Annotated in this window: 14 protein-coding genes and 1 pseudogene; 5 read left to right on the top strand and 10 right to left on the bottom strand. The window is 72.7% G+C overall.

All coding sequences use genetic code 11. From position 1 onward, the window contains the following. Positions 1-48: 48 nt before the first annotated feature. Genes ACSMXR_RS29250 through ACSMXR_RS29240 form a run of 3 tightly spaced genes read right to left on the bottom strand, consistent with a single transcriptional unit; the run spans position 49 to position 2,168 of the window. Positions 49-507: a (4Fe-4S)-binding protein gene (locus tag ACSMXR_RS29250; protein WP_170994450.1), complete on the bottom strand. Its 459-nt coding sequence runs from the start codon at positions 505-507 to the stop codon at positions 49-51. Positions 508-564: 57 nt separating this feature from the next. Beyond that, a complete protein-coding gene (locus ACSMXR_RS29245) occupies positions 565-966 on the bottom strand; it encodes a RidA family protein (RefSeq protein ID WP_137230356.1) in 402 nt (133 codons plus the stop codon). Then, positions 963-2,168: an acyl-CoA dehydrogenase family protein gene (locus ACSMXR_RS29240; RefSeq protein WP_473170246.1), complete on the bottom strand. Its 1,206-nt coding sequence runs from the start codon at positions 2,166-2,168 to the stop codon at positions 963-965. Before ACSMXR_RS29240 ends, ACSMXR_RS29245 begins: the two co-directional genes overlap by 4 nt. A gap of 197 nt (positions 2,169-2,365) precedes the next feature. Here ACSMXR_RS29240 and ACSMXR_RS29235 point away from each other — a divergent pair, with 197 nt between their 5' ends. From ACSMXR_RS29235 to ACSMXR_RS29220, 4 genes are read left to right on the top strand one after another with little or no spacing between them, the layout of a single operon-like run. Then, positions 2,366-4,060, top strand: a complete 1,695-nt coding sequence (locus tag ACSMXR_RS29235; RefSeq protein WP_473170245.1) for an AMP-binding protein — start codon at positions 2,366-2,368, stop codon at positions 4,058-4,060. A gap of 9 nt (positions 4,061-4,069) precedes the next feature. Continuing rightward, positions 4,070-4,891: a PaaX family transcriptional regulator gene (locus ACSMXR_RS29230; protein ID WP_376187748.1), complete on the top strand. Its 822-nt coding sequence runs from the start codon at positions 4,070-4,072 to the stop codon at positions 4,889-4,891. Positions 4,892-4,949: 58 nt separating this feature from the next. Continuing rightward, positions 4,950-5,780: a GNAT family N-acetyltransferase gene (locus ACSMXR_RS29225; protein WP_473170244.1), complete on the top strand. Its 831-nt coding sequence runs from the start codon at positions 4,950-4,952 to the stop codon at positions 5,778-5,780. Next, positions 5,777-6,217: a hypothetical protein gene (locus ACSMXR_RS29220; protein WP_473170243.1), complete on the top strand. Its 441-nt coding sequence runs from the start codon at positions 5,777-5,779 to the stop codon at positions 6,215-6,217. Before ACSMXR_RS29225 ends, ACSMXR_RS29220 begins: the two co-directional genes overlap by 4 nt. On the opposite strand, the gene ACSMXR_RS29215 is transcribed toward ACSMXR_RS29220, so the two are convergent. Next, positions 6,204-8,507, bottom strand: a complete 2,304-nt coding sequence (locus tag ACSMXR_RS29215; protein ID WP_473170242.1) for a bifunctional salicylyl-CoA 5-hydroxylase/oxidoreductase — start codon at positions 8,505-8,507, stop codon at positions 6,204-6,206. The two genes, ACSMXR_RS29220 and ACSMXR_RS29215, sit on opposite strands and share 14 nt — an antisense overlap. Continuing rightward, positions 8,492-9,319: an enoyl-CoA hydratase family protein gene (locus ACSMXR_RS29210; protein WP_218524425.1), complete on the bottom strand. Its 828-nt coding sequence runs from the start codon at positions 9,317-9,319 to the stop codon at positions 8,492-8,494. Before ACSMXR_RS29210 ends, ACSMXR_RS29215 begins: the two co-directional genes overlap by 16 nt. A gap of 297 nt (positions 9,320-9,616) precedes the next feature. Between ACSMXR_RS29210 and ACSMXR_RS29205 the strand changes: the two genes are divergently transcribed. Beyond that, on the top strand, positions 9,617-10,066 hold the full coding sequence (locus ACSMXR_RS29205) for an ATP-binding protein (protein WP_030079871.1): 450 nt from the start codon (positions 9,617-9,619) through the stop codon (positions 10,064-10,066). On the opposite strand, the gene ACSMXR_RS29200 is transcribed toward ACSMXR_RS29205, so the two are convergent. The 5 genes and pseudogenes from ACSMXR_RS29200 to ACSMXR_RS29180 form a co-directional block, all read right to left on the bottom strand. After that, complete coding sequence (locus ACSMXR_RS29200; protein ID WP_218524426.1) at positions 10,017-11,504, bottom strand: amino acid permease; 1,488 nt, start codon at positions 11,502-11,504, stop codon at positions 10,017-10,019. The two genes, ACSMXR_RS29205 and ACSMXR_RS29200, sit on opposite strands and share 50 nt — an antisense overlap. A 207-nt stretch (positions 11,505-11,711) precedes the next feature. Then, positions 11,712-12,716, bottom strand: coding sequence for an ornithine carbamoyltransferase (gene argF / locus ACSMXR_RS29195; RefSeq protein WP_103509304.1), 1,005 nt, complete (start codon positions 12,714-12,716; stop codon positions 11,712-11,714). A 116-nt stretch (positions 12,717-12,832) separates the two neighbouring features. Further along, a complete protein-coding gene (locus ACSMXR_RS29190; RefSeq protein WP_364882172.1) occupies positions 12,833-14,068 on the bottom strand; it encodes an arginine deiminase in 1,236 nt (411 codons plus the stop codon). A 57-nt stretch (positions 14,069-14,125) separates the two neighbouring features. Continuing rightward, on the bottom strand, positions 14,126-16,735 hold the full coding sequence (locus ACSMXR_RS29185; protein ID WP_473170241.1) for a polynucleotide kinase-phosphatase: 2,610 nt from the start codon (positions 16,733-16,735) through the stop codon (positions 14,126-14,128). Next, a pseudogene (locus ACSMXR_RS29180) lies at positions 16,732-18,227 on the bottom strand (3' terminal RNA ribose 2'-O-methyltransferase Hen1). The gene ACSMXR_RS29185 and the pseudogene ACSMXR_RS29180 overlap by 4 nt, the downstream one beginning before the upstream one ends. Positions 18,228-18,281 lie beyond the last annotated feature (54 nt).

Genomic DNA, 18,281 nt, shown 5'->3' with positions numbered 1-18,281 from the left:
CGCGCACCTCCCGGCCGCTGTGTCCGGGGCCCGGTCGCGCGGACCGGCTCAGCCGTGTTCGGCGCAGGGGCCGCTGTGGTCGCAGTACGGCGTGTTGCCGGTGGCGCCGCAGCCGCAGAGCATCACCCGGGTCTCGTGGCGGGGGCCGTACGCGGTGGCGACTTCGAGGTCGCCGCGCAGGTGGAGCACCCCGTCGGCGTGCAGTGACACATGGGTGGGGACGTCGGGGACCTCGTCGGGCATGCCGTCGGTGCGGTGGTACTGGAGGGCGCCGCTCGGGCAGCGGTGGATGACGTCGGCGACCTCGTCAGCGGAGGCGTTGTCGGGCTGGACCCAGGGGCGGCGGTCGACGTCGAAGACGGCGGGGAGCCCGCGCACGCACTCGGCGGCGTGCAGACAGCGGTGCGCGTCGAAGCCCACGACGATGCCCTCGCCGTCATAGGACCGGGCGGCGGGGCGCGGGGGCGGCTGGCTGGGCACCGCTGACTCTCCTGGGCGGGTCGGCATCCGGACCCCTTCAGCCTCGCTCCGCCGCCGCGCCGCCGCTACTCGGGGGCCGGCGCCTCACGGCAGGACCGCGACCCCGTCGATCTCGACCATCGCCTGCTCGTCCCAGAGCCGGGCCACCCCGATGACCGCCATCGCCGGGTAGTCGCGCCCGGCGAGCCTGCGCCAGGTCCGGCCCAGTTCGGCCGCGTGGGAGCGGTAGTCGGCGACGTCGGTGGCGTAGACGGTGACCCGGGCGAGGTCGGCGGGGGCGCCGCCGGCCGCGTGGAGGGCGGTGAGCAGATTGCCCAGCGCGACGGCGAACTGGTCGGGCAGCGTGGCCCCGACGACCTTGCCGTCCGCGTCGAGCGCGGTCTGCCCGGCGAGGAAGACCAGATGCCCGCCGGTGGCGACGACGGCGTGCGAGAAGCCGGTGGGCGGGGAGAGTTCGGCCGGGTTGATCCGGTGGGACGGACTCATGCGGGCGGCTCCTGGATCGGGGACGCGGGCTGCTGGGCGGGGGGTTCGGGCGCCGGGGCGGGCGGCTCGTGGGGGCCGGGCCGCTGTGCGGCGTTCGCGTACAGCTCCTTGGCGATGATGGTGCGCTGCACCTCGCTCGCGCCCTCGTAGATGCGCGGCGCGCGGACCTCGCGGTAGAGGTGTTCGAGCAGATGGCCCCGGCGCAGGGCCCGGGCGCCGTGCAGCTGGACCGCGGCGTCGACGACGTACTGCGCGGTCTCGGTGGCGTACAGCTTGGCCATCGCCGCGCGGCGCGGCACCCCGCTCTCCCCCGCGTCGTACGCCGCTGCCGCCGCGTACACCAACAGCCGGGCGGCCTCGGTGCGGGTGGCCATCTCGGCGACCTGGTGCGAGACGGCCTGGAGGTCGCTCAGCGGACCGCCGAACGCGGTGCGGCGGGCGGTGTGCTCCAGGGTCGCGTCGAGGGCGGCGCGGGCCATCCCGACGGCGAAGGCCCCGACGCTGGGCCGGAAGAGGTTGAGGGTGTTCATCGCGACCCGGAAGCCCCGGTCGGGCTCGCCGAGGACGTCGTCGGCGGTGACCGGTACGCCGTCGAACTCCAGGGTGCCGATGGGGTGCGGGGAGAGCATGTCGAGGGCGGAGCCGGTGAGTCCCGGCCGGTCGGACGGGACCAGGAACGCGGTGATGCCCCGGGAGCCCGCGCCGGGGGTCGTCCGGGCGAAGACCACGGCGAAGTCGGCCTCGGGGGCGTTGGAAATCCAGCATTTCTCGCCGGTGAGCGCCCAGCCGGCCGGGGTGTGCTCGGCGGCCAGGCTCAGGGCCGCCGCGTCGGAGCCCGCGCCCGGCTCGCTCAGCGCGAACGCGGCGACGGCCCGCCCGGCCCGGACCTCCGGGAGCCAGCGCTCGCGGTGGGCGGGGGTGCCCGCCTGGACGATCGGGGTGGTGCCGAGCCCCTGGAGGGCGAGCGCGGTCTCGGCCTCGGTGCAACCCCGGGCCAGGGACTCGCGGAGGAGGCACAGATCAAGAGCCCCGGAGCCGAACATCCGTTCCAGCAGGCCCAGCTCGCCGAGGGCGGCCAGCAGCGGGCGGTTGACGTGCCCGGGCTCGCCCTTCTCCGCCAGCGGGCGCAGCTCCTGTGCGGCGAGGGTGCGCAGCTCCTCGCACCAGGCGGTTTGTTCCGGTTCGAGGGAGAATGCCGTCATGGCGGCGCCTCTCTTGTCGCGTCGTTTCGCGTGTCCTGTCGCGTCGCGCGGCAGCTCGTCGCGTCGCTGCGCACGTCATGCCCTTTCGCACCGCACGTCATGTCTCATCGCGGACCGTTGACCCATGTCTTATCGCGGACCGTTGACTACCGTCACCCAAACGATACGCTCCAGAGGCGACAAGGGGGCGATCCTTCATGGAGCCGAATTCCTCGCCGAACACGCCCACAGCCGCCGCCGACGCGTCCGTACGCGTCCCCGGCGCGCCTCACGAGCCGACCGGTCGCGCCACCGGTGCCCACATCGACACCTTCGCGCGCGACCATCTCCCACCGCCGGACCAGTGGCCGGAACTCCTCCTGGACGATCCGGCGCCGCACTACCCCGACCGGCTGAACTGCGGGCACGAACTGCTGGACCGCACCGTCGAGGAGTTCGGCGCCGACCGCCCCGCCCTGCGCTCCGGCGACGGAACCGTCTGGAGCTACGGCGAACTGCGGGAGACCGTGGACCGCGTCGCCCATGTGCTGACGGAGGACCTGGGCGTCGTACCGGGCAACCGGGTGCTGCTGCGCGGGCCGACCACGCCCTGGCTGGCCGCCTGCTGGCTCGCCGTCATGAAGGCGGGCGCGATCGCCGTCACCGTACTGGCGCAGGCCCGCGCGGGTGAGCTGGCCACCATCTGCTCGCTGGCGCGGATCGACCACGCGCTGTGCGACGCCCGGTCGACGGCGGATCTGGCGGAGGCGGGCGTGGCCGGTCTGCGGATCACCGCGTTCGGCGGGGACGGACCCGCGGACCTCACCCGGCTGGCCGCCGCGCACTCCGGTTCCGGCCCTTACCGGGCGGTGGACACGGCCGCCGACGAGGTCGCGCTCATCGCGTTCACCTCGGGGACCACCGGGCGCCCCAAGGGCTGTATGCACTTCCACCGGGACCTGCTGGCCATCGCCGACACCTTCTCCGCCCAGGTGCTGCGGCCCTCGGCCGACGACGTGTTCACGGGCAGCCCGCCGCTGGGCTTCACCTTCGGCCTGGGCGGGCTGCTGGTCTTCCCGCTGCGGGCCGGGGCGTCCACGCTGCTGCTGGAGCAGGCGGGCCCGAAGCAGCTGCTGCCCGCGCTGGCCCGGCACCGGGTCTCGGTGCTGTTCACCGCGCCGACGGCCTACCGCACGATGCTCGGTCAGCTGGACGGCCACGACCTCTCGGCGCTGCGCCGCTGCGTGTCGGCCGGGGAGAACCTCCCGGCGGCGACCTGGCAGGCCTGGTACGAGGCGACGGGGCTGCGCATCATCAACGGCATCGGCGCCACCGAACTGCTGCACATCTTCATCTCGGCGGCCGACGACGCGATCCGGCCGGGCATGACGGGGGTGCCCGTGCCGGGCTGGCAGGCCCGGGTGGTGGACGAGCACGGCGACGAGCTGCCCGACGGCGAGGCGGGCCTGCTCGCCGTGCGCGGCCCGGTCGGCTGCCGCTATCTCGCCGACCCCCGGCAGACGGAGTACGTCCGGCACGGCTGGAATCTGACGGGCGACACCTTCGTCCGTGAACCGGACGGCTACTTCCGTTACGTGGCCCGCGCCGACGACATGATCATCTCCTCCGGCTACAACATCGCGGGCCCCGAGGTGGAGGACGCCCTGCTGCGCCATCCGGAGGTCGCGGAGGCCGCCGTGGTGGGCCGGGCGGACGAACTGCGCGGCGAGATCGTGGTGGCGCATGTGGTGCTGACGGAGGGCTCCGAGCAGACGGCCGACTCGCTGCGCGCCCATATGAAAGCCAACCTGGCCCCGCACAAGTGCCCGCGCGTCTTCGTGTTCGAGGAGTCCCTGCCACGCACCGCGACCGGCAAACTCCAGCGGTTCCTGCTCAGGGAAAACAAAGCCTAGAGTGATCACGTGGCCGAGCTGCGCACCCCCCGCTCCCTGATCATCACGCTCTACGGCGCCTACGGCCGTCCGGCGGACGGTTCGCCGTTCGCGGTGTCGGAGCTGATCCGCCTGCTGCACGCCGTGGGCGTCGACGCCCCGTCCGTACGGTCCTGCGTCTCGCGGCTGAAGCGGCGCGGGCTGCTGGTGGCCGCCCGGGCCGGGGACGGCTCGGCGGGCTACGCGCTGTCGCCGGACGCCCGGCAGCTGCTGGACGACGGCGACCGGCGGATCTACCGGCACCCCGCGCCGAGCCTCGCCGACGGCTGGGTGCTCGCGGTGTTCTCCGTGCCCGAGGCGGAGCGCAGCAAGCGCCATCTGCTGCGCTCCCGGCTGGCCCGCCTCGGCTTCGGCACGGCCGCGCCCGGGGTGTGGATCGCCCCGGCCGGTCTGTACGAGGAGACCCGGCACACCCTGGAACGGCTCGAACTCGCCCCGTACGTCGATCTGTTCCGCGGCGAGCACCTCGGCTTCGCCGCCACCCGCGAGGCGGTCGCCCGCTGGTGGGACCTGGGTGCGGTGGCCCGTCTGCACCACGACTTCCTGGAACTGCACGAGCCGGTGCTGCGGGACTGGGAGGCGGCCGGGGACGCCGACGACGAACCCCGCCCGCAGACCGCCTACCGCGACTATCTGCTGGCGCTGGACTCCTGGCGGCAACTCCCGTACGCGGACCCGGGTCTGCCGCCGGAGCTGCTGCCCGCGGACTGGCCGGGCGGCCGGTCGGCGGAAGTGTTCGGCCGGCTGCACGAGCGGCTGCGGGACGCCGGGGAGCAGTACGTACGGGGGTAGGCCCCGCCGGGGGTGAAATCCGGGTGCCCCGGGCCCCCGTACCCGGGCAGGATGAGGCATGACCTGGACCTTCACCGACGATGTCGACGTGTTCCTCGCCTCGGCCGGCGCCTCGCTCGCCGCACGGCCGGTCGAGCACACGGTGGCACTGACGGTCACCGAGCGACTGAAGCGTTCCGGCGCACATCACTACGGTGCGGGCGATCCCGTGCTCGGCTGGTGGCGCGGGGCGGACGGGGCGGTGGCGGGAACCCTGGTGCGCACTCCGCCCCATGGGGCGCTGCTGACCGCCGTGCCCGCGGAGGCGGTGGGGCCGCTGGTGGCGGACCTGGGGTCGGGTCCCGACCTGGACGGGGTCGACGCGGACCGGGACACCGCGGCGCTGCTGACCGCCCTGCTGCCGGGCTACCGGACCGTGCGGGAGCAGCAGCTGTACCGGCTGGGCGCGCTCCGGCCGCCCTCCCCCGCCCCGGAGGGCCGGGCCAGGGCGGCGACGCGGGCGGACCGGGCACTGCTGGTGGCCTGGGTGCGGGGGTTCGCCGACGCGACCGGGCAGGCCGAGTCCTCGGCCGAGTGGCTGGTGGACGAGGGCACGGAACGCGGGTCGCTCACCCTCTGGGAGAGCGGCGGGGCGCCGGTGGCGCTGGCGGGGCGCTCCCGGATGCTGGCGGGCACGGTGCGGGTGACGTCGGTGTACACGCCGCCGGAGTTCCGTGGCCGGGGGTACGCGGCCGCCGTCACGGCCGAGGCGTCCCGGGCTGCCCTGGCGGAGGGCGCGGCGGAGGTGCTGCTCTTCACGGACCTGGCGAACCCGACGAGCAACGGCGTGTATCTGCGCGTCGGTTACGAACCGGTGGCGGACCGGGTGCAGTTGAGGAGGAACAGGTGACGGCCGAGCCCGTCGTGCCGGAGCCGCTGTGGCTGGTCGCCGCGAACGTCGTGCGGTGGCGGCGGTACGGGGACGGCGGACAGGAGCTGCGGCCGGGCACCAGGACGTACCGGGGCGGGGCGAAGGTGTACGTCGTCGACAGCTACCCGGGCATGGCGCACGAGCAGGTGACCACCATCGGGCGTGCCCGCACCGGCCGCTGGATCACCGTCGACACGGGCTCGCGCCATCTGCACACCTTCCGGGCGAAGCCGGTGTTCGCGCCGGCCGTGCTACGCCGGGCCGCGGCGATCGGCGTGCGCCCGCGGTCGCGGGAGGAGGCCGAGGAGCTGGCCGGCCTGCTGGAGCGGCTCGCCGCCGGATACCGCGAGACCCACCACGGCGCGCCGCACCCCGCCGGGTGCCTCTGTCACACCTGTCCGGTCACCCCAGCGTGAGCCGGGGCTTCGGTGCGTCGGTGCGGCCGGTGGGCGGGGTACGGCTGCCCGCGCCGTACGGGAGCGGCCAGGGCGCGCCGGGTCCGCTGTAGCCCTGTTCGGCGGCCGCGTGGAGGGTCCAGTGCGGGTCGTACAGATGGGGGCGGGCCAGGGCGCAGAGGTCGGCGCGGCCCGCCAGGAGCAGGGAGTTGACGTCGTCCCAGGAGGAGATCGCGCCGACCGCGATGACGGGGACGTCGACGGTGTTGCGGATCCGGTCGGCGTACGGGGTCTGGTAGGAGCGGCCGTACTCGGGGCGCTCCTCGGGCACGACCTGGCCGGTGGAGACGTCGATGGCGTCGGCCCCGTGCTCGGCGAAGGCGCGGGCGATCGTGATGGCGTCGGCCGCGTCGGTGCCGCCCTCGGCCCAGTCGGTGGCGGAGATCCGGACGGTCATCGGCCGTTCCCGCGGCCAGACTTCGCGCACGGCGTCGAAGACTTCGAGGGGGAAGCGGAGGCGGTTCGCCAGTGATCCGCCGTAGGCGTCGGTGCGGTGGTTGGTGAGCGGGGAGAGGAAGCCGGAGAGCAGATAGCCGTGGGCGCAGTGGAGTTCAAGGAGGTCGAAGCCGCTGCTCGCGGCGCGCCGGGCCGCCGCCGCGAACTGCTCGCGGACGGCGTCCAGTCCGGCCCGGTCCAGCTCCGCCGGGACCTGGTTGACGCCGGGCACGTACGGGAGCGAAGAGGCGGCTGCCAGGGGCCAGTTGCCGCTCTCCAGGGGCTGGTCGATGCCCTCCCACATGAGCTTGGTGGAGCCCTTGCGGCCGGAGTGGCCGAGCTGGACGCCGATGGCCGCGCCGGGGGCGGAGGTGTGGACGAAATCGGTGATCCGCCGCCAGGCGGTGGCCTGTTCGTCGGTCCACAGACCGGTGCAGCCGGGTGTGATGCGGCCCTCGGGGCTGACGCAGACCATCTCCGTCATGATGAGCCCGGCGCCGCCGAGCGCGCGGGCGCCGAGGTGGACGAGGTGGAAGTCGCCCGGGAGTCCGTCGGTGGCGGAGTACATGTCCATGGGCGAGACGACGACGCGGTTGCGCAGCTCCAGGCCGCGCAGCCGCAGCGGGGTGAACATCGGCGGGGTGCCGGGCGGGCAGCCGAACTCCTCCTCCACGGCGGCGGTGAACGAGGCGTCGCGCAGCCGGAGGTTGTCGTGGGTGACCCGGCGGCTGCGGGTGAGCAGGTTGAACGCGAAGCGCCGGGGCGGCTGTTCCACATAGGTGGCCAGCTCCTCGAACCAGTGCAGGCTGGCGGCTGCGGCGCGCTGGGTGGAGGCGACGACCGGGCGGCGCTCGGCCTCGTACGCGGCCAGCGCCGCCGGCAGGTCCGGCTGTTCCTCGACGCAGGCGGCCAGCGCCAGGGCGTCCTCGACGGCGAGCTTGGTGCCGGAGCCGATGGAGAAGTGGGCGGTGTGGGCCGCGTCGCCGATGAGCACCGTGTTGCCGTGGGACCAGCGGGAGTTGGTGACCGTACGGAAGGCGAGCCAGGAGGACCGGTTGCCGTGGAGGGGGCGGCCGTCCAGGGCCTCGGTGAAGAACTTGGCGCAGCGGGCGGTGGATTCGGCCGCGTCACAGGTGTCGAGCCCGGCGGCGCGCCACACCTCCTCGCGCATCTCGACGATGACGGTGGAGGCGTCCGCCGCGTACGGGTAGCCGTGCAACTGCATGACGCCGTACGGGGTTTCGGCGATCTCGAAGCGGAAGGCGTCGAGCGCGAAGTCGGCGGCGAGCCAGATGTAGCGGTTGCGGTGCCCGGTGATGTCCGGGCCGAAGGCGTCGGCGTGCGCGGCGCGGGTGGCGCTGTGCACCCCGTCGGCGGCGATGACCAGGTCGTGGTGGGCGGCCAGCTCGGCGGCGGGCGGGGCCACGGTGCGGAAGCGGAGGTCGACGCCGAGGCCGGCGCAGCGTTCGTGCAGGATCTCCAGGAGCCGGCGGCGGCCGAGGGCGGCGAAGCCGTGGCCGCCGGAGGTGTGGGTGCGGCCGCGGTGGACGATGTCGATGGTGTCCCAGCGGACGAACTCGCGGCTCAGCGCCCGGTAGACCTCGGGGTCGGCGTGTTCGATGCCGCCGAGGGTCTCGTCGGAGAGGACGACGCCGAAGCCGAAGGTGTCGTCGGGGGCGTTGCGCTCGAAGACGGTGACCTCGCGGTCCGGGCCGAGGCGCTTGAGGAGGGCCGCGGCGTAGAGCCCGCCGGGGCCGCCGCCGATGACCGCGATGCGCCGCACGGACGACCCGGCCACGGCTACCGCCCCTGCCACTTCGGCGGCCGCTTCTCGGTGAAGGCGGCGTGGAACTCTGCGTAGTCCTCGCCGTGCATCAGGAGGGCCTGGGTGTTGGCGTCCAGCTCGACGGAGGCGGCCAGCGGCATGTCCAGCTCGGCGGTGAGCAGGGCCTTGGTCTGGGCGAGGGCGAGGGCGGGGCCTTCGGCGAGGCGGCGGGCCAGCTCGGCGGCGCGCTCGTCGGCCTTTCCCTCCTCGGCCAGCTCGCTGATCAGGCCGATGCGCTCCGCCTCGGGGGCGCGGACGGCCTCCCCGAGCATCAGGAGCCGGGTGGCGTGGCCGAGGCCGACGACCCGGGGCAGCAGATAGGCCGCGCCCATGTCGCCGCCGGAGAGGCCGACCCGGGTGAAGAGGAAGGCGAAGCGGGCCGAGGGGTCGGCGACCCGGAAGTCGGCGGCGAGGGCCAGGACGGCGCCGGCGCCCGCCGCGACCCCGTGGACGGCGGCGACGACGGGGAAGGGGCACTCCCGCAGGGCCCGGACGACCTGCCCGGTCATCCGGTTGAAGTCGAGGAGCTGAGCGGTGTCCATGGCCAGGGTGGCGCCGATGATCTCGTCCACGTCTCCGCCGGAGCAGAAGCCTCGCCCCTCACCGGCGAGGACGAGGGCACGGACGGAACGTTCCCGGGAGAGTTCGGCGAGGAGGTCGCGCAGATCCGCGTAGGCGCCGAAGGTGAGCGCGTTGAGTTTCTCGGGCCGGTCGAATGTGACGGTCACCACACCGTCGTCCCGGGTCAGCCGCAGATGTCGCCATTCCTCGGTGCTCGGGGCGGAGCTGGGAAACGGGCTCATGGAGGGGTCCCCTTCAGCGATCGGGCTGGTGCCGGCCGTGCGCGGGTGGCGTTCCGCCTCCGAAGTTATCACTCATGCGTGACTGCCGTCACGAGGTCGCAATACCGCATCCATGAGAGTGTTGTGGCGAAAGTCCCCTTTGCTCCGGCCGACCGCCTCTATGGCTGGACCGGAGCGGTTCGTAAGGTTGAATCCAGGAAGTCCCGACACGAGTACGGCGTGAACCCCGCAAGACGCGTACCCGAGGGCCGAGACCTCCCGCTTCAGGAAGACCCGCTCCCGAACGGAAACCCTGCCGTGCCGCCCGACGTCCCCGTTCCCGCCTCCTGGCGCATCGCCCTGCCGCACTCCACCGCGGCCGTGCCGATCGCGCGCGCTCTCGTCCGTACGGCGCTGTCGGACATCGACGCCCCGGCCGACAGCGACACCGCCGAGCTGCTGACCGCCGAGCTGGTGGCCAACGCGGTCGAGCACACGCGGGGCGGCGAGCCCATCGAGCTGGTCGTGGAGCTGCTGCCCACCGGCTGTCAGGTCGAGGTGCACGACCGCGACCCCGCCCCGCCGGGCGACCTCTCCCGGCCGCAGCCGGGCTGTGAGGTCGACCCCTGGCAGGAGCACGGCCGCGGCCTGCTGCTGATCCGGACCCTCAGCTCCGCGTGCGGTCACCGCACCACGGAGCACGGCAAGGCCGTGTGGTTCACGCTTCCGGCGATACCGGCACAGCCGGGTCCGTCCCCGGGGAGCTGACCAGCCGGGAGCGCTTGCGGCCGTAGCCGGCGTAGAGCAGCGAGCCGACGGCCAGGAAGACCGCGAACTGGACCCAGGTCGTCCAGCCGGTCCCGTACATCAGATAGACGCAGAACACGACGCCCAGCAGCGGGCTGACCGGGTAGAGCGGCACCCGGAAGGTCCGCTTCAGCTCGGGGTTGCGGCGGCGGAGCACGACCACCGCGATATTGACGGCGACCATCGTGGCGAGCGTGCCGATGGTCGTCAGGTTCACGACGACGTCGAGCGAGACGAACGCGGCCGGGACCGCGAAGACGCAGGCGACGATCCAGGTGTTGACGACCGGGGTGTGGGTCTTGGGCGAGACCCGTTCGAAGACGCGCGGGATGAGTCCGTCGCGGGACATCGACATCAGGATGCGGGTCTGCCCGTACATCACGGCGAGCACCACCGAGGCGATGGCGACGACCGCGCCGAAGGCGATGATGCCGCCGCCGACCGTGGAGTCGGTGACCTCGTTGACGGCGATCGAGAGGGCCGCGCTCTTGTTCGCGACGGCGTCCGAGCCGATCGCGCCGATGGCCGAGAGCGCCACCGCGCTGTAGAGCAGGGTGACGACGCCGATGCAGATCAGGATGGCGATCGGAATGTTCCGACGAGGGTTCTTGACCTCTTCGCCGGCGGTGGTGATGGCGTCGAAGCCGATGTAGGAGAAGAACGCGAGCGACGCGCCGGCGGTGATCCCGCCGAGCCCGTGGGTGGCGAACGGCATGAGGTTGTCGTCCTGGAACGCGCTGAACGCCACGGCGCAGAACGCGATCAGGATGCCGATCTTGAGGACCGCCATGGCGGCGGTCGCGGTGGCGCTCTCGCGGACGCCGCGCACCAGCAGGGTGGCGGCCATGGCGATCACGACGACCGCGGGCAGATTGACCACTCCGCCGTCGCCGGGCCCGGAGGACAGGGCCGCGGGGAGTTCCCAGCCGATCAGACTGTTCAGCAGCTCGTTGACGTACTGGCTCCAGCCCACCGCCACGGCGGAGACCGAGACGCCGTACTCCAGCAGCAGGCACCAGCCGACGAGGAAGGCGGTGCGCTCGCCGAGGGCCGCGTACGCGAAGGAGTACGAGCTTCCGGAGACCGGGATGGCGCTGCCGAGCTCCGCGAAGGACAGGGCGGTGAAGATGCAGGTGATCGCCGCGAGGACGAACGAGATCACGACGGCGGGCCCGGCCTCGGCGACGCTGTCGGACAGCCCGACGAAGATGCCGGTGCCGACGATCGCGCCGACGCCGAAGCAGACGAGCTGGAAGAGGCCCATCGTGCGCTTGAGGCCGTGGCCCTCCAGGTCGCCGCCGGATTCGGCGATGAGCTGCTCGGGGCTCTTGCGGCGCAGGCCCGACGGGTGGGGGCCGGAGGGCTTCGGGGTGCCGGATCGCGGCAGACCGGTGCTCATGCGGGACGTTCTCATCTCTGGTGGTGCAGTGGGGGGACGGCCCGTGCGCCGGCGCGCGGCGGCACAGGTATGGGGTTCGACCCTGCGGGGGTCTCCCCGGGTCCGAACCCCACCAAGAGCCGACATCGTAGCCACCAGCACGCATGTTCACCCAATCGGGTGTATGAGCATGCGAACCCCTGCCCCGTATGCGTACGGCTCGTGCGGCTACTTCCCGGCGAGTGTCGCCACCAGTACGGCCTTGATGGTGTGCATCCGGTTCTCCGCCTGGTCGAAGACGACCGAGTGCGCGGACTCGAAGACCTCGTCGCTGACCTCCAGCTCGGTCAGCCCGTACCTGGCGTGGATGTCCCGGCCCACCTGGGTGCCGAGGTCGTGGAAGGCGGGCAGGCAGTGCAGGAACTTCACGTCCGGGTTGCCGGTGGCCCGCAGGACGTCCATCGTCACGGCGTACGGGCCGAGCGCGGCGATGCGCTCGGCCCACACCTCCTTGGGCTCCCCCATCGAGACCCAGACGTCGGTGGCGACGAAGTCGGCGCCCCGCACGCCTTCGGCGACGTCGGCGGTGAGGGTGATCGTCGCGCCGCTGACCTCGGCGAGCTTCCGGGCCCGCGCCACGACGGCCTCGTCCGGCCAGTAGGCCTCGGGGGCGACGATCCTGACGTCCAGGCCGAGCAGGGCGCCGGTGACCAGGTAGGAGTTGCCCATGTTGAAGCGGGCGTCGCCGAGGTAGGCGAAGGCCGTCTCCGTGACGGGCCCGTCGCCGTGCTCGGCCATGGTGAGCACGTCGGCGAGCATCTGGGTGGGGTGCCAGTCGTCGGTGAGCCCGTTGAAGACCGGCACCCCGCCGTACGCGGCCAGCTCCTCGACGGCCTGCTGGCTGTCGCCCCGGTACTCGATCGCGTCGAACATCCGGCCGAGCACCCGGGCGGTGTCCTTCACGGACTCCTTGTGGCCCATCTGGGAGCCCGAGGGGTCGAGGTAGGTGGTGGAGGCGCCCTGGTCGGCGGCGGCGACCTCGAACGCGCAGCGCGTACGGGTCGAGGTCTTCTCGAAGATCAGCGCGATGTTCTTCCCGCGCAGCCGCTGGACCTCGACCCCGGCCTTCTTGGCCGCCTTGAGCTCGGCGGCCAGCGAGACCAGGCCGAGAAATTCCTCGGAGGTGAAGTCCAGCTCCTTGAGGAAGTGGCGGCCGGTGAGGTCTATGGCCATGATGACTGCTCCTGGGTCGGGCGGGGATCGGCGCACTGCGCTCGGCAGAACTGGAAGTCTATACGACACACCGCATCCCTATACAGGGCCATGGTGGTGTGCGTTCTCGTAGCCCTTCACGCCACCGGGTCCCGCTCGACCGGGCAGCTCATACAGCGCGGCCCGCCGCGCCCCCGGCCCAGCTCGCTGCCCCGGATCTCGATCACCTCGATGCCCTGCTTGCGCAGATAGGTGTTGGTCGTGGCGTTGCGCTCGTACGCGACGACGACACCGGGCTCCACCGCGAGAACGTTGCAGCCGTCGTCCCACTGCTCGCGCTCGGCCGCGTGGACGTCCTGGGTGGCGGTGAGCACCCGGATGGAGTCGAGGCCGAGGGCGGCGGCGATGGCCCGGTGCATGTGCTCGGGCGGATGGTCGGTGACCTTCAGCTCCCGGGGGCCGCTGCCGGGCTCGATGGTGTACGAGCGGAGCATGCCGAGACCGGCGTACTGGGTGAACGTGTCGCCGTCGACCATCGTCATCACCGTGTCCAAGTGCATGAACGCACGGGCCTTCGGCATGTCGAGCGCCACGATCGTGCGCGCCGAACCGGCGTCGAAGAGGCCCCGGGCCAGCATCTCCACCGCCTGCGGGGTGGTGCGCTCGCTCATCCCGATCAGGACCGCGCCCTGCCCGATGACCAGGACGTCACCGCCCTCGATGGTCGAGGGGTAGTCGTCCTGGCCCTCCGACCAGTGATGGAAGGCGCCCGCCGCCGAGCCGGTGAAGAGCGGGTGGTGGCGGTAGATGGCCTCGAAGTGGACGGTCTCGCGCTGCCGGGCCGGCCAGCGCATCGCGTTGATGGAGACCCCGTCGTAGATCCACGCCGAGGTGTCACGGGTGAAAAGGTGGTTGGGCAGCGGGCCCAGCAGGAAGTCGTCCAGGTCCATCACATGGAAGCGGACCGAGGTCGGCTCGCTGTGCCGCTCCAGGAACTCCCGCTTGGTCATGCCGCCGACCAGCGCCTCAGCCAGCTCCCGCGAGGGCAACTCCTCGAAGGCGGCCCGCAGATGCTCGGTGGCGAGCGGGCCGTACTCCTTCTCGTCGAAGACCCGGTCCAGCACGAGCCGCCGGGCGACCGGGATGTCGAGGGACTCGCGCAGGAGATCGCCGAAGAGGTGCACCGCGACCCCACGGTCGCGGAGCACATCGGCGAACCCGTCGTGCTCCTCCCGGGCGCGGCGCACCCACAGGACGTCGTCGAACAGGAGCGCGTCCTTGTTCCTGGGGGTGAGCCGTTTCAGCTCCAGATCGGGACGGTGGAGTATGACGCGGCGCAGCCGCCCGGCTTCGGAGTCGACATGGAATCCCATGCCTTCATCCTCACCGCGCGGAGCGCCGTTCACCCGGCGAACCGCTCATCGGTTCGTTCAGAGCCTCGGGTCCACCGGCTCCGACTCCAGGGCCAGGACGGCGAACACCGCCTCGTGGACCCGCCACAGCGGCTCGCCCTCCGCCAGCCGGTCCAGCGCCTCCAGGCCCAGGGCGTACTCCCGGAGCGCCAGCGAGCGCTTGTGGCCGAGGAACCGGGAGCGCAGCCGCTGCAAATTCTCCGGACGGGTGTACTCGGGGCCGTAGATGATGCGGAGATACTCCCGGCCGCGCACCTTGATGCCGGGCTGGACGAGCCGGCCCTTGGCGTCCCGGACGAGGGCGCCGAGCGGCTTGACGACCATGCCCTCGCCGCCGCGCCCGGTCATCTCCAGCCACCAGTCGACACCGGAGCGCACGGAGTCCTCGTCGCCGGTGTCGACGACGAGCCGGCGGGTGACCTGGAGCAGTCCGGTCGGGTCGTGCTCCACCAGCCGGTCCAGCCAGGCGAGCTGCTCGTCGTGCGGGACGCCCGCCAGCGAGCGGCCCTGGACGGCGAGGATCTGGAACGGGGCCAGGCGCACCCCGTCCAGCCCTTCGGTGGGCCAGCAGTAACGCCGGTAGGCCTCGGTGAACGCGGCCGCGTCGTGGGCCCGGTCCTGCTGGCGCCCGGCGAGCTCCGCCACCTCGACGCCCCGGGCGGCCGCCTGCTCCAGGGCGGCGACGGCCGTCGGGAAGACCGCGCCGGAGGCCGCGCCGACGGCGGCGTACTGCGAGCGCAGCAGCCCGCCGGCCTTGAGCGACCACGGCATCAGTTCGGCGTCCAGGAGCACCCAGTCGGTGTCCCACTCCGCCCAGAGCCCGGCGGCGGTGACGGCGGTACGGAGCCGGTCCAGGACCGCTTCGGTCATGGCCGGGTCGTCCAGGAAGGGGCGGCCGGTGCGGGTGTACAGCGCGCCGGAGGGTCCGGTCGTGCCGAAGCGCGCGGTCGCCGCCTCCGCGTCCTTGCAGACCAGGGCGACGGCCCGGGAGCCCATGTGCTTCTCCTCGCACACGACCCGCCGCACACCGTCGGCGGCGTACTGGGCGAAGGCCTCGGCCGGGTGCTCCAGGAAGCCGTCCTCGCGGGAGGTGGCGGTGGGGGCCATGGTGGGCGGGAGGTACGGAAGGAGCTGCGGGTCGACGGCGAACCGGCTCATCACTTCGAGCGCGGCGGCGGCGTTCTCCTCGCGCACGGCGACGCGCCCCAGGTGCCGGGTCTCCACCACCCGGCGGCCCTGGACGTCGGCGAGGTCCAGCGGCCGGCCCTCCCGGCCCCCGGGCGCCCCGGTGGCCAGCGGCTTGGCCGGCTCGTACCAGACCTTCTCGGCGGGTACGTCGACGAGTTCGCGCTCCGGCCAGCGCAGCGCGGTCATCTTCCCGCCGAAGACGGCCCCGGTGTCCAGGCAGATGGTGTTGTTGATCCAGGAGGTGCTGGGCACCGGGGTGTGGCCATAGACCACGGTGGCACGGCCCCGGTACTCCTCGGCCCACGGGTAGCGCACGGGCAGGCCGAACTCGTCGGTCTCCCCCGTGGTGTCCCCGTACAGCGCGTGCGAGCGGACCCGGCCGGAGGTGCGGCCGTGGTACTTCTCGGGCAGCCCGGCGTGACAGACCACCAGCTTGCCGTCGTCCAGGACGTAGTGGCTGACGAGCCCGTCGATGAACTCCCGCACCTGCTCCCGGAACTCGGGGTGTTCGGCGTCCTCGCGCTCCAGCTGCTCGACGGTCTCGGCGAGTCCGTGGGTGAGCTGGACCTTGCGGCCCGCGAGATAGCGGCCGAGCTTGTTCTCGTGGTTGCCGGGAACGCAGAGGGCGTCGCCCGACGCCACCATGGACATGACGCGGCGCAGCACGCCGGGGCTGTCGGGCCCCCGGTCGACGAGGTCGCCGACGAAGACGGCGGTACGCCCTTCGGGGTGGGCGCCGTCCACGTAACCGAGCTTGCCGAGCAGGGTGTCCAGCTCGGAGCGGCAGCCGTGGATGTCCCCGATGATGTCGAACGGGCCGGTGAGGTGGCGCAGGTCGTTGAAGCGGCGCTCCAGGACGACTTCGGCGCTCTCGGCCTCCTCCTCGGTGCGCAGGACGTGCACCTTGCGGAAGCCCTCGCGCTCCAGGCCGCGCAGGGAACGCCGCAGCTCGCGGCGGTGCCGCTGGATGACGTGGCGCGGCATGGAGGCCCGGTCGGGGCGGGCCGCGTTGCGCGCGGCGCAGACCTCCTCGGGGAGGTCGAGGACGATGGCGATGGGCAGGACGTCGTACTTCCGGGCCAGCTGGACGAGCTGCTTGCGGCTCTCGGACTGGACGCTGGTGGCGTCGATCACGGTGAGCCGTCCGGCCTCCAGGCGCTTGCCGGCGATGTAGTGCAGCACGTCGAAGGCGTCGCGGCTGGCGCTCTGGTCGTTCTCGTCGTCGGCGACCAGGCCCCGGCAGAAGTCCGAGGAGATGACCTCGGTCGGCTTGAAGTGCTTGCGGGCGAAGGTGGACTTGCCCGATCCGCTGGCGCCGATGAGAACGACGAGGGAGAGGTCGGTCACCGGCAGGGTGCGCACGGGGCTCGGGGCGGCGGCGGTGGCCCGGCCGACGGTCTCGGCGGTCTCCGCGCCGGTGGTGCTGTGGTCGTTGTTCATGCGGCTTCCGCCTCCTTCTTCTTCTCGGTCTGCTCGGTCTTGTCGGTCTGCTCGGTGGTGCGGGTGAACACGGCCATCTGGGTCGGCGGCCCCACCTCGGGGTCGTCCGGCCCGACCGGCTCGTACCGGACGGTGTAGCCGTGCCGTTCGGCCACCTGCCCGGCCCAGTCCCGGAATTCGGCCCGGGTCCATTCGAAGCGGTGGTCGCCGTGCCGGACGTGTCCGGCCGGGAGGGTCTCCCAGCGGACGTTGTACTCGACGTTCGGCGTGGTCACGAGCACGGTCCCCGGTCGTGCCGCGCCGAACACCGCGTACTCCAGGGCGGGCAGCCGGGGCAGGTCCAGATGCTCGACGACCTCGCTGAGCACGGCCGCGTCGTACCCCGCAGCCGCTTGTCCGTGTAGGTCAGCGAACCCTGCCGCAGGGTGACCCGGTCCGCCTGGCGCTCTCCCATCCGGTCCAGCTTCAGCCTGCGCGAGGCGATGGTGAGGGCGCGCATCGAGACGTCGACGCCCACGATCTCGGTGAACCGCACGTCCTTGAGGAGCGCCTGCACCAACTGGCCCTGCCCGCAGCCGAGGTCGAGCACCCGGCTCGCCCCGGCGGCGCGCAGCGCGTCGAGGATCGCGGTGCGCCGCTGCGCGGCGAGCGGCACCGGCTTCTCCTCGGTGTCGGTGTTCTCGTCCACCGCGTTGTCGACGCTCTCCACGTCGAGGTCGTCCGACTCGGCGAGCCGGACCAGCTCCAGGGCCTGTTCGGCCTGGCGGGTGAGCCCCCAGCGCCGGGACAGATAGCGCCGGGTGATCAGCGTCCGCTCGGGATGGTCGGCCAGCCAGCCCTCCCCGGCCCGCAGCAGCTTGTCCACCTCGTCGGGTGCGACCCAGTAGTGCTTGGCGTCGTCGAGCACCGGCAGCAGGACATAGAGCTGTCGCAGCGCGTCGGCGAGCCGCAACTCGCCCTCCAGCACCAGGCGTACATAGCGCGAGTCGCCCCACGCGGGGAACTGCTCGTCCAGCGGTACGGCCGTGACCTCGACCCGCTCCCAGCCGAGCGGCGCGAACAGCTTGTGCACCAGCTCGGCGCCGCCCCGGGCCGGCAGGGCGGGCACCTCGATCCGCAGCGGCAACGGACTTCCGGCCCGCTCCGGCATGGCCCGGCAGACACCGCCGAGCGCGGACTTGAACACGGCGGAGATGGCGACCGACACCAGCGAGGACGCCGCGTAGGGGCGGTCGTTGACATACTGCGCGAGCGCCGCGTCGGGCGCGCCTCCCCGGCCCTTGCCCTTGCCGCGCCGCACCAGCGCCACCGGATCCACTTCCAGCAGGAGTGCGGCCGTGCAGCGCTCGGCGGACGCCTCGGGGTAGAAGACGTGCGCGGTGCCGTGCGAGGTGGAGAACGTCTGCGCCTTGTCGGGATGCTTGTGCAGCAGGAAGCCCAGATCCGTGGCGGGGCGTTCAGGGGTGCCGGTCGTACCGATTGTCAGGAACACCTGTCCGAGTATGATCCTCACCCCCTGCCCCCACCAGGCATTTTCGCCGTACCC

It is taken from the genome of Streptomyces sp. DSM 106670 (genome assembly GCF_055792845.1).
Note: the sequence above shows the minus strand (reverse complement) of the source record. Positions and strands in the feature narration are given on the sequence as shown.

Coding starts and splice junctions, on each gene's coding strand:
- ACSMXR_RS29245 (WP_137230356.1), bottom strand. CDS start 966: ATGAGTCCGTCCCACCGGATCAACCCGGCCGAACTCTCCCCGCCCACC.
- ACSMXR_RS29185 (WP_473170241.1), bottom strand. CDS start 16,735: ATGAACAACGACCACAGCACCACCGGCGCGGAGACCGCCGAGACCGTC.
- argF (WP_103509304.1), bottom strand. CDS start 12,716: ATGGCCATAGACCTCACCGGCCGCCACTTCCTCAAGGAGCTGGACTTC.
- ACSMXR_RS29225 (WP_473170244.1), top strand. CDS start 4,950: ATGACCTGGACCTTCACCGACGATGTCGACGTGTTCCTCGCCTCGGCC.
- ACSMXR_RS29240 (WP_473170246.1), bottom strand. CDS start 2,168: ATGACGGCATTCTCCCTCGAACCGGAACAAACCGCCTGGTGCGAGGAG.
- ACSMXR_RS29200 (WP_218524426.1), bottom strand. CDS start 11,504: ATGAGCACCGGTCTGCCGCGATCCGGCACCCCGAAGCCCTCCGGCCCC.
- ACSMXR_RS29190 (WP_364882172.1), bottom strand. CDS start 14,068: ATGGGATTCCATGTCGACTCCGAAGCCGGGCGGCTGCGCCGCGTCATA.
- ACSMXR_RS29235 (WP_473170245.1), top strand. CDS start 2,366: ATGGAGCCGAATTCCTCGCCGAACACGCCCACAGCCGCCGCCGACGCG.
- ACSMXR_RS29250 (WP_170994450.1), bottom strand. CDS start 507: ATGCCGACCCGCCCAGGAGAGTCAGCGGTGCCCAGCCAGCCGCCCCCG.
- ACSMXR_RS29210 (WP_218524425.1), bottom strand. CDS start 9,319: ATGAGCCCGTTTCCCAGCTCCGCCCCGAGCACCGAGGAATGGCGACAT.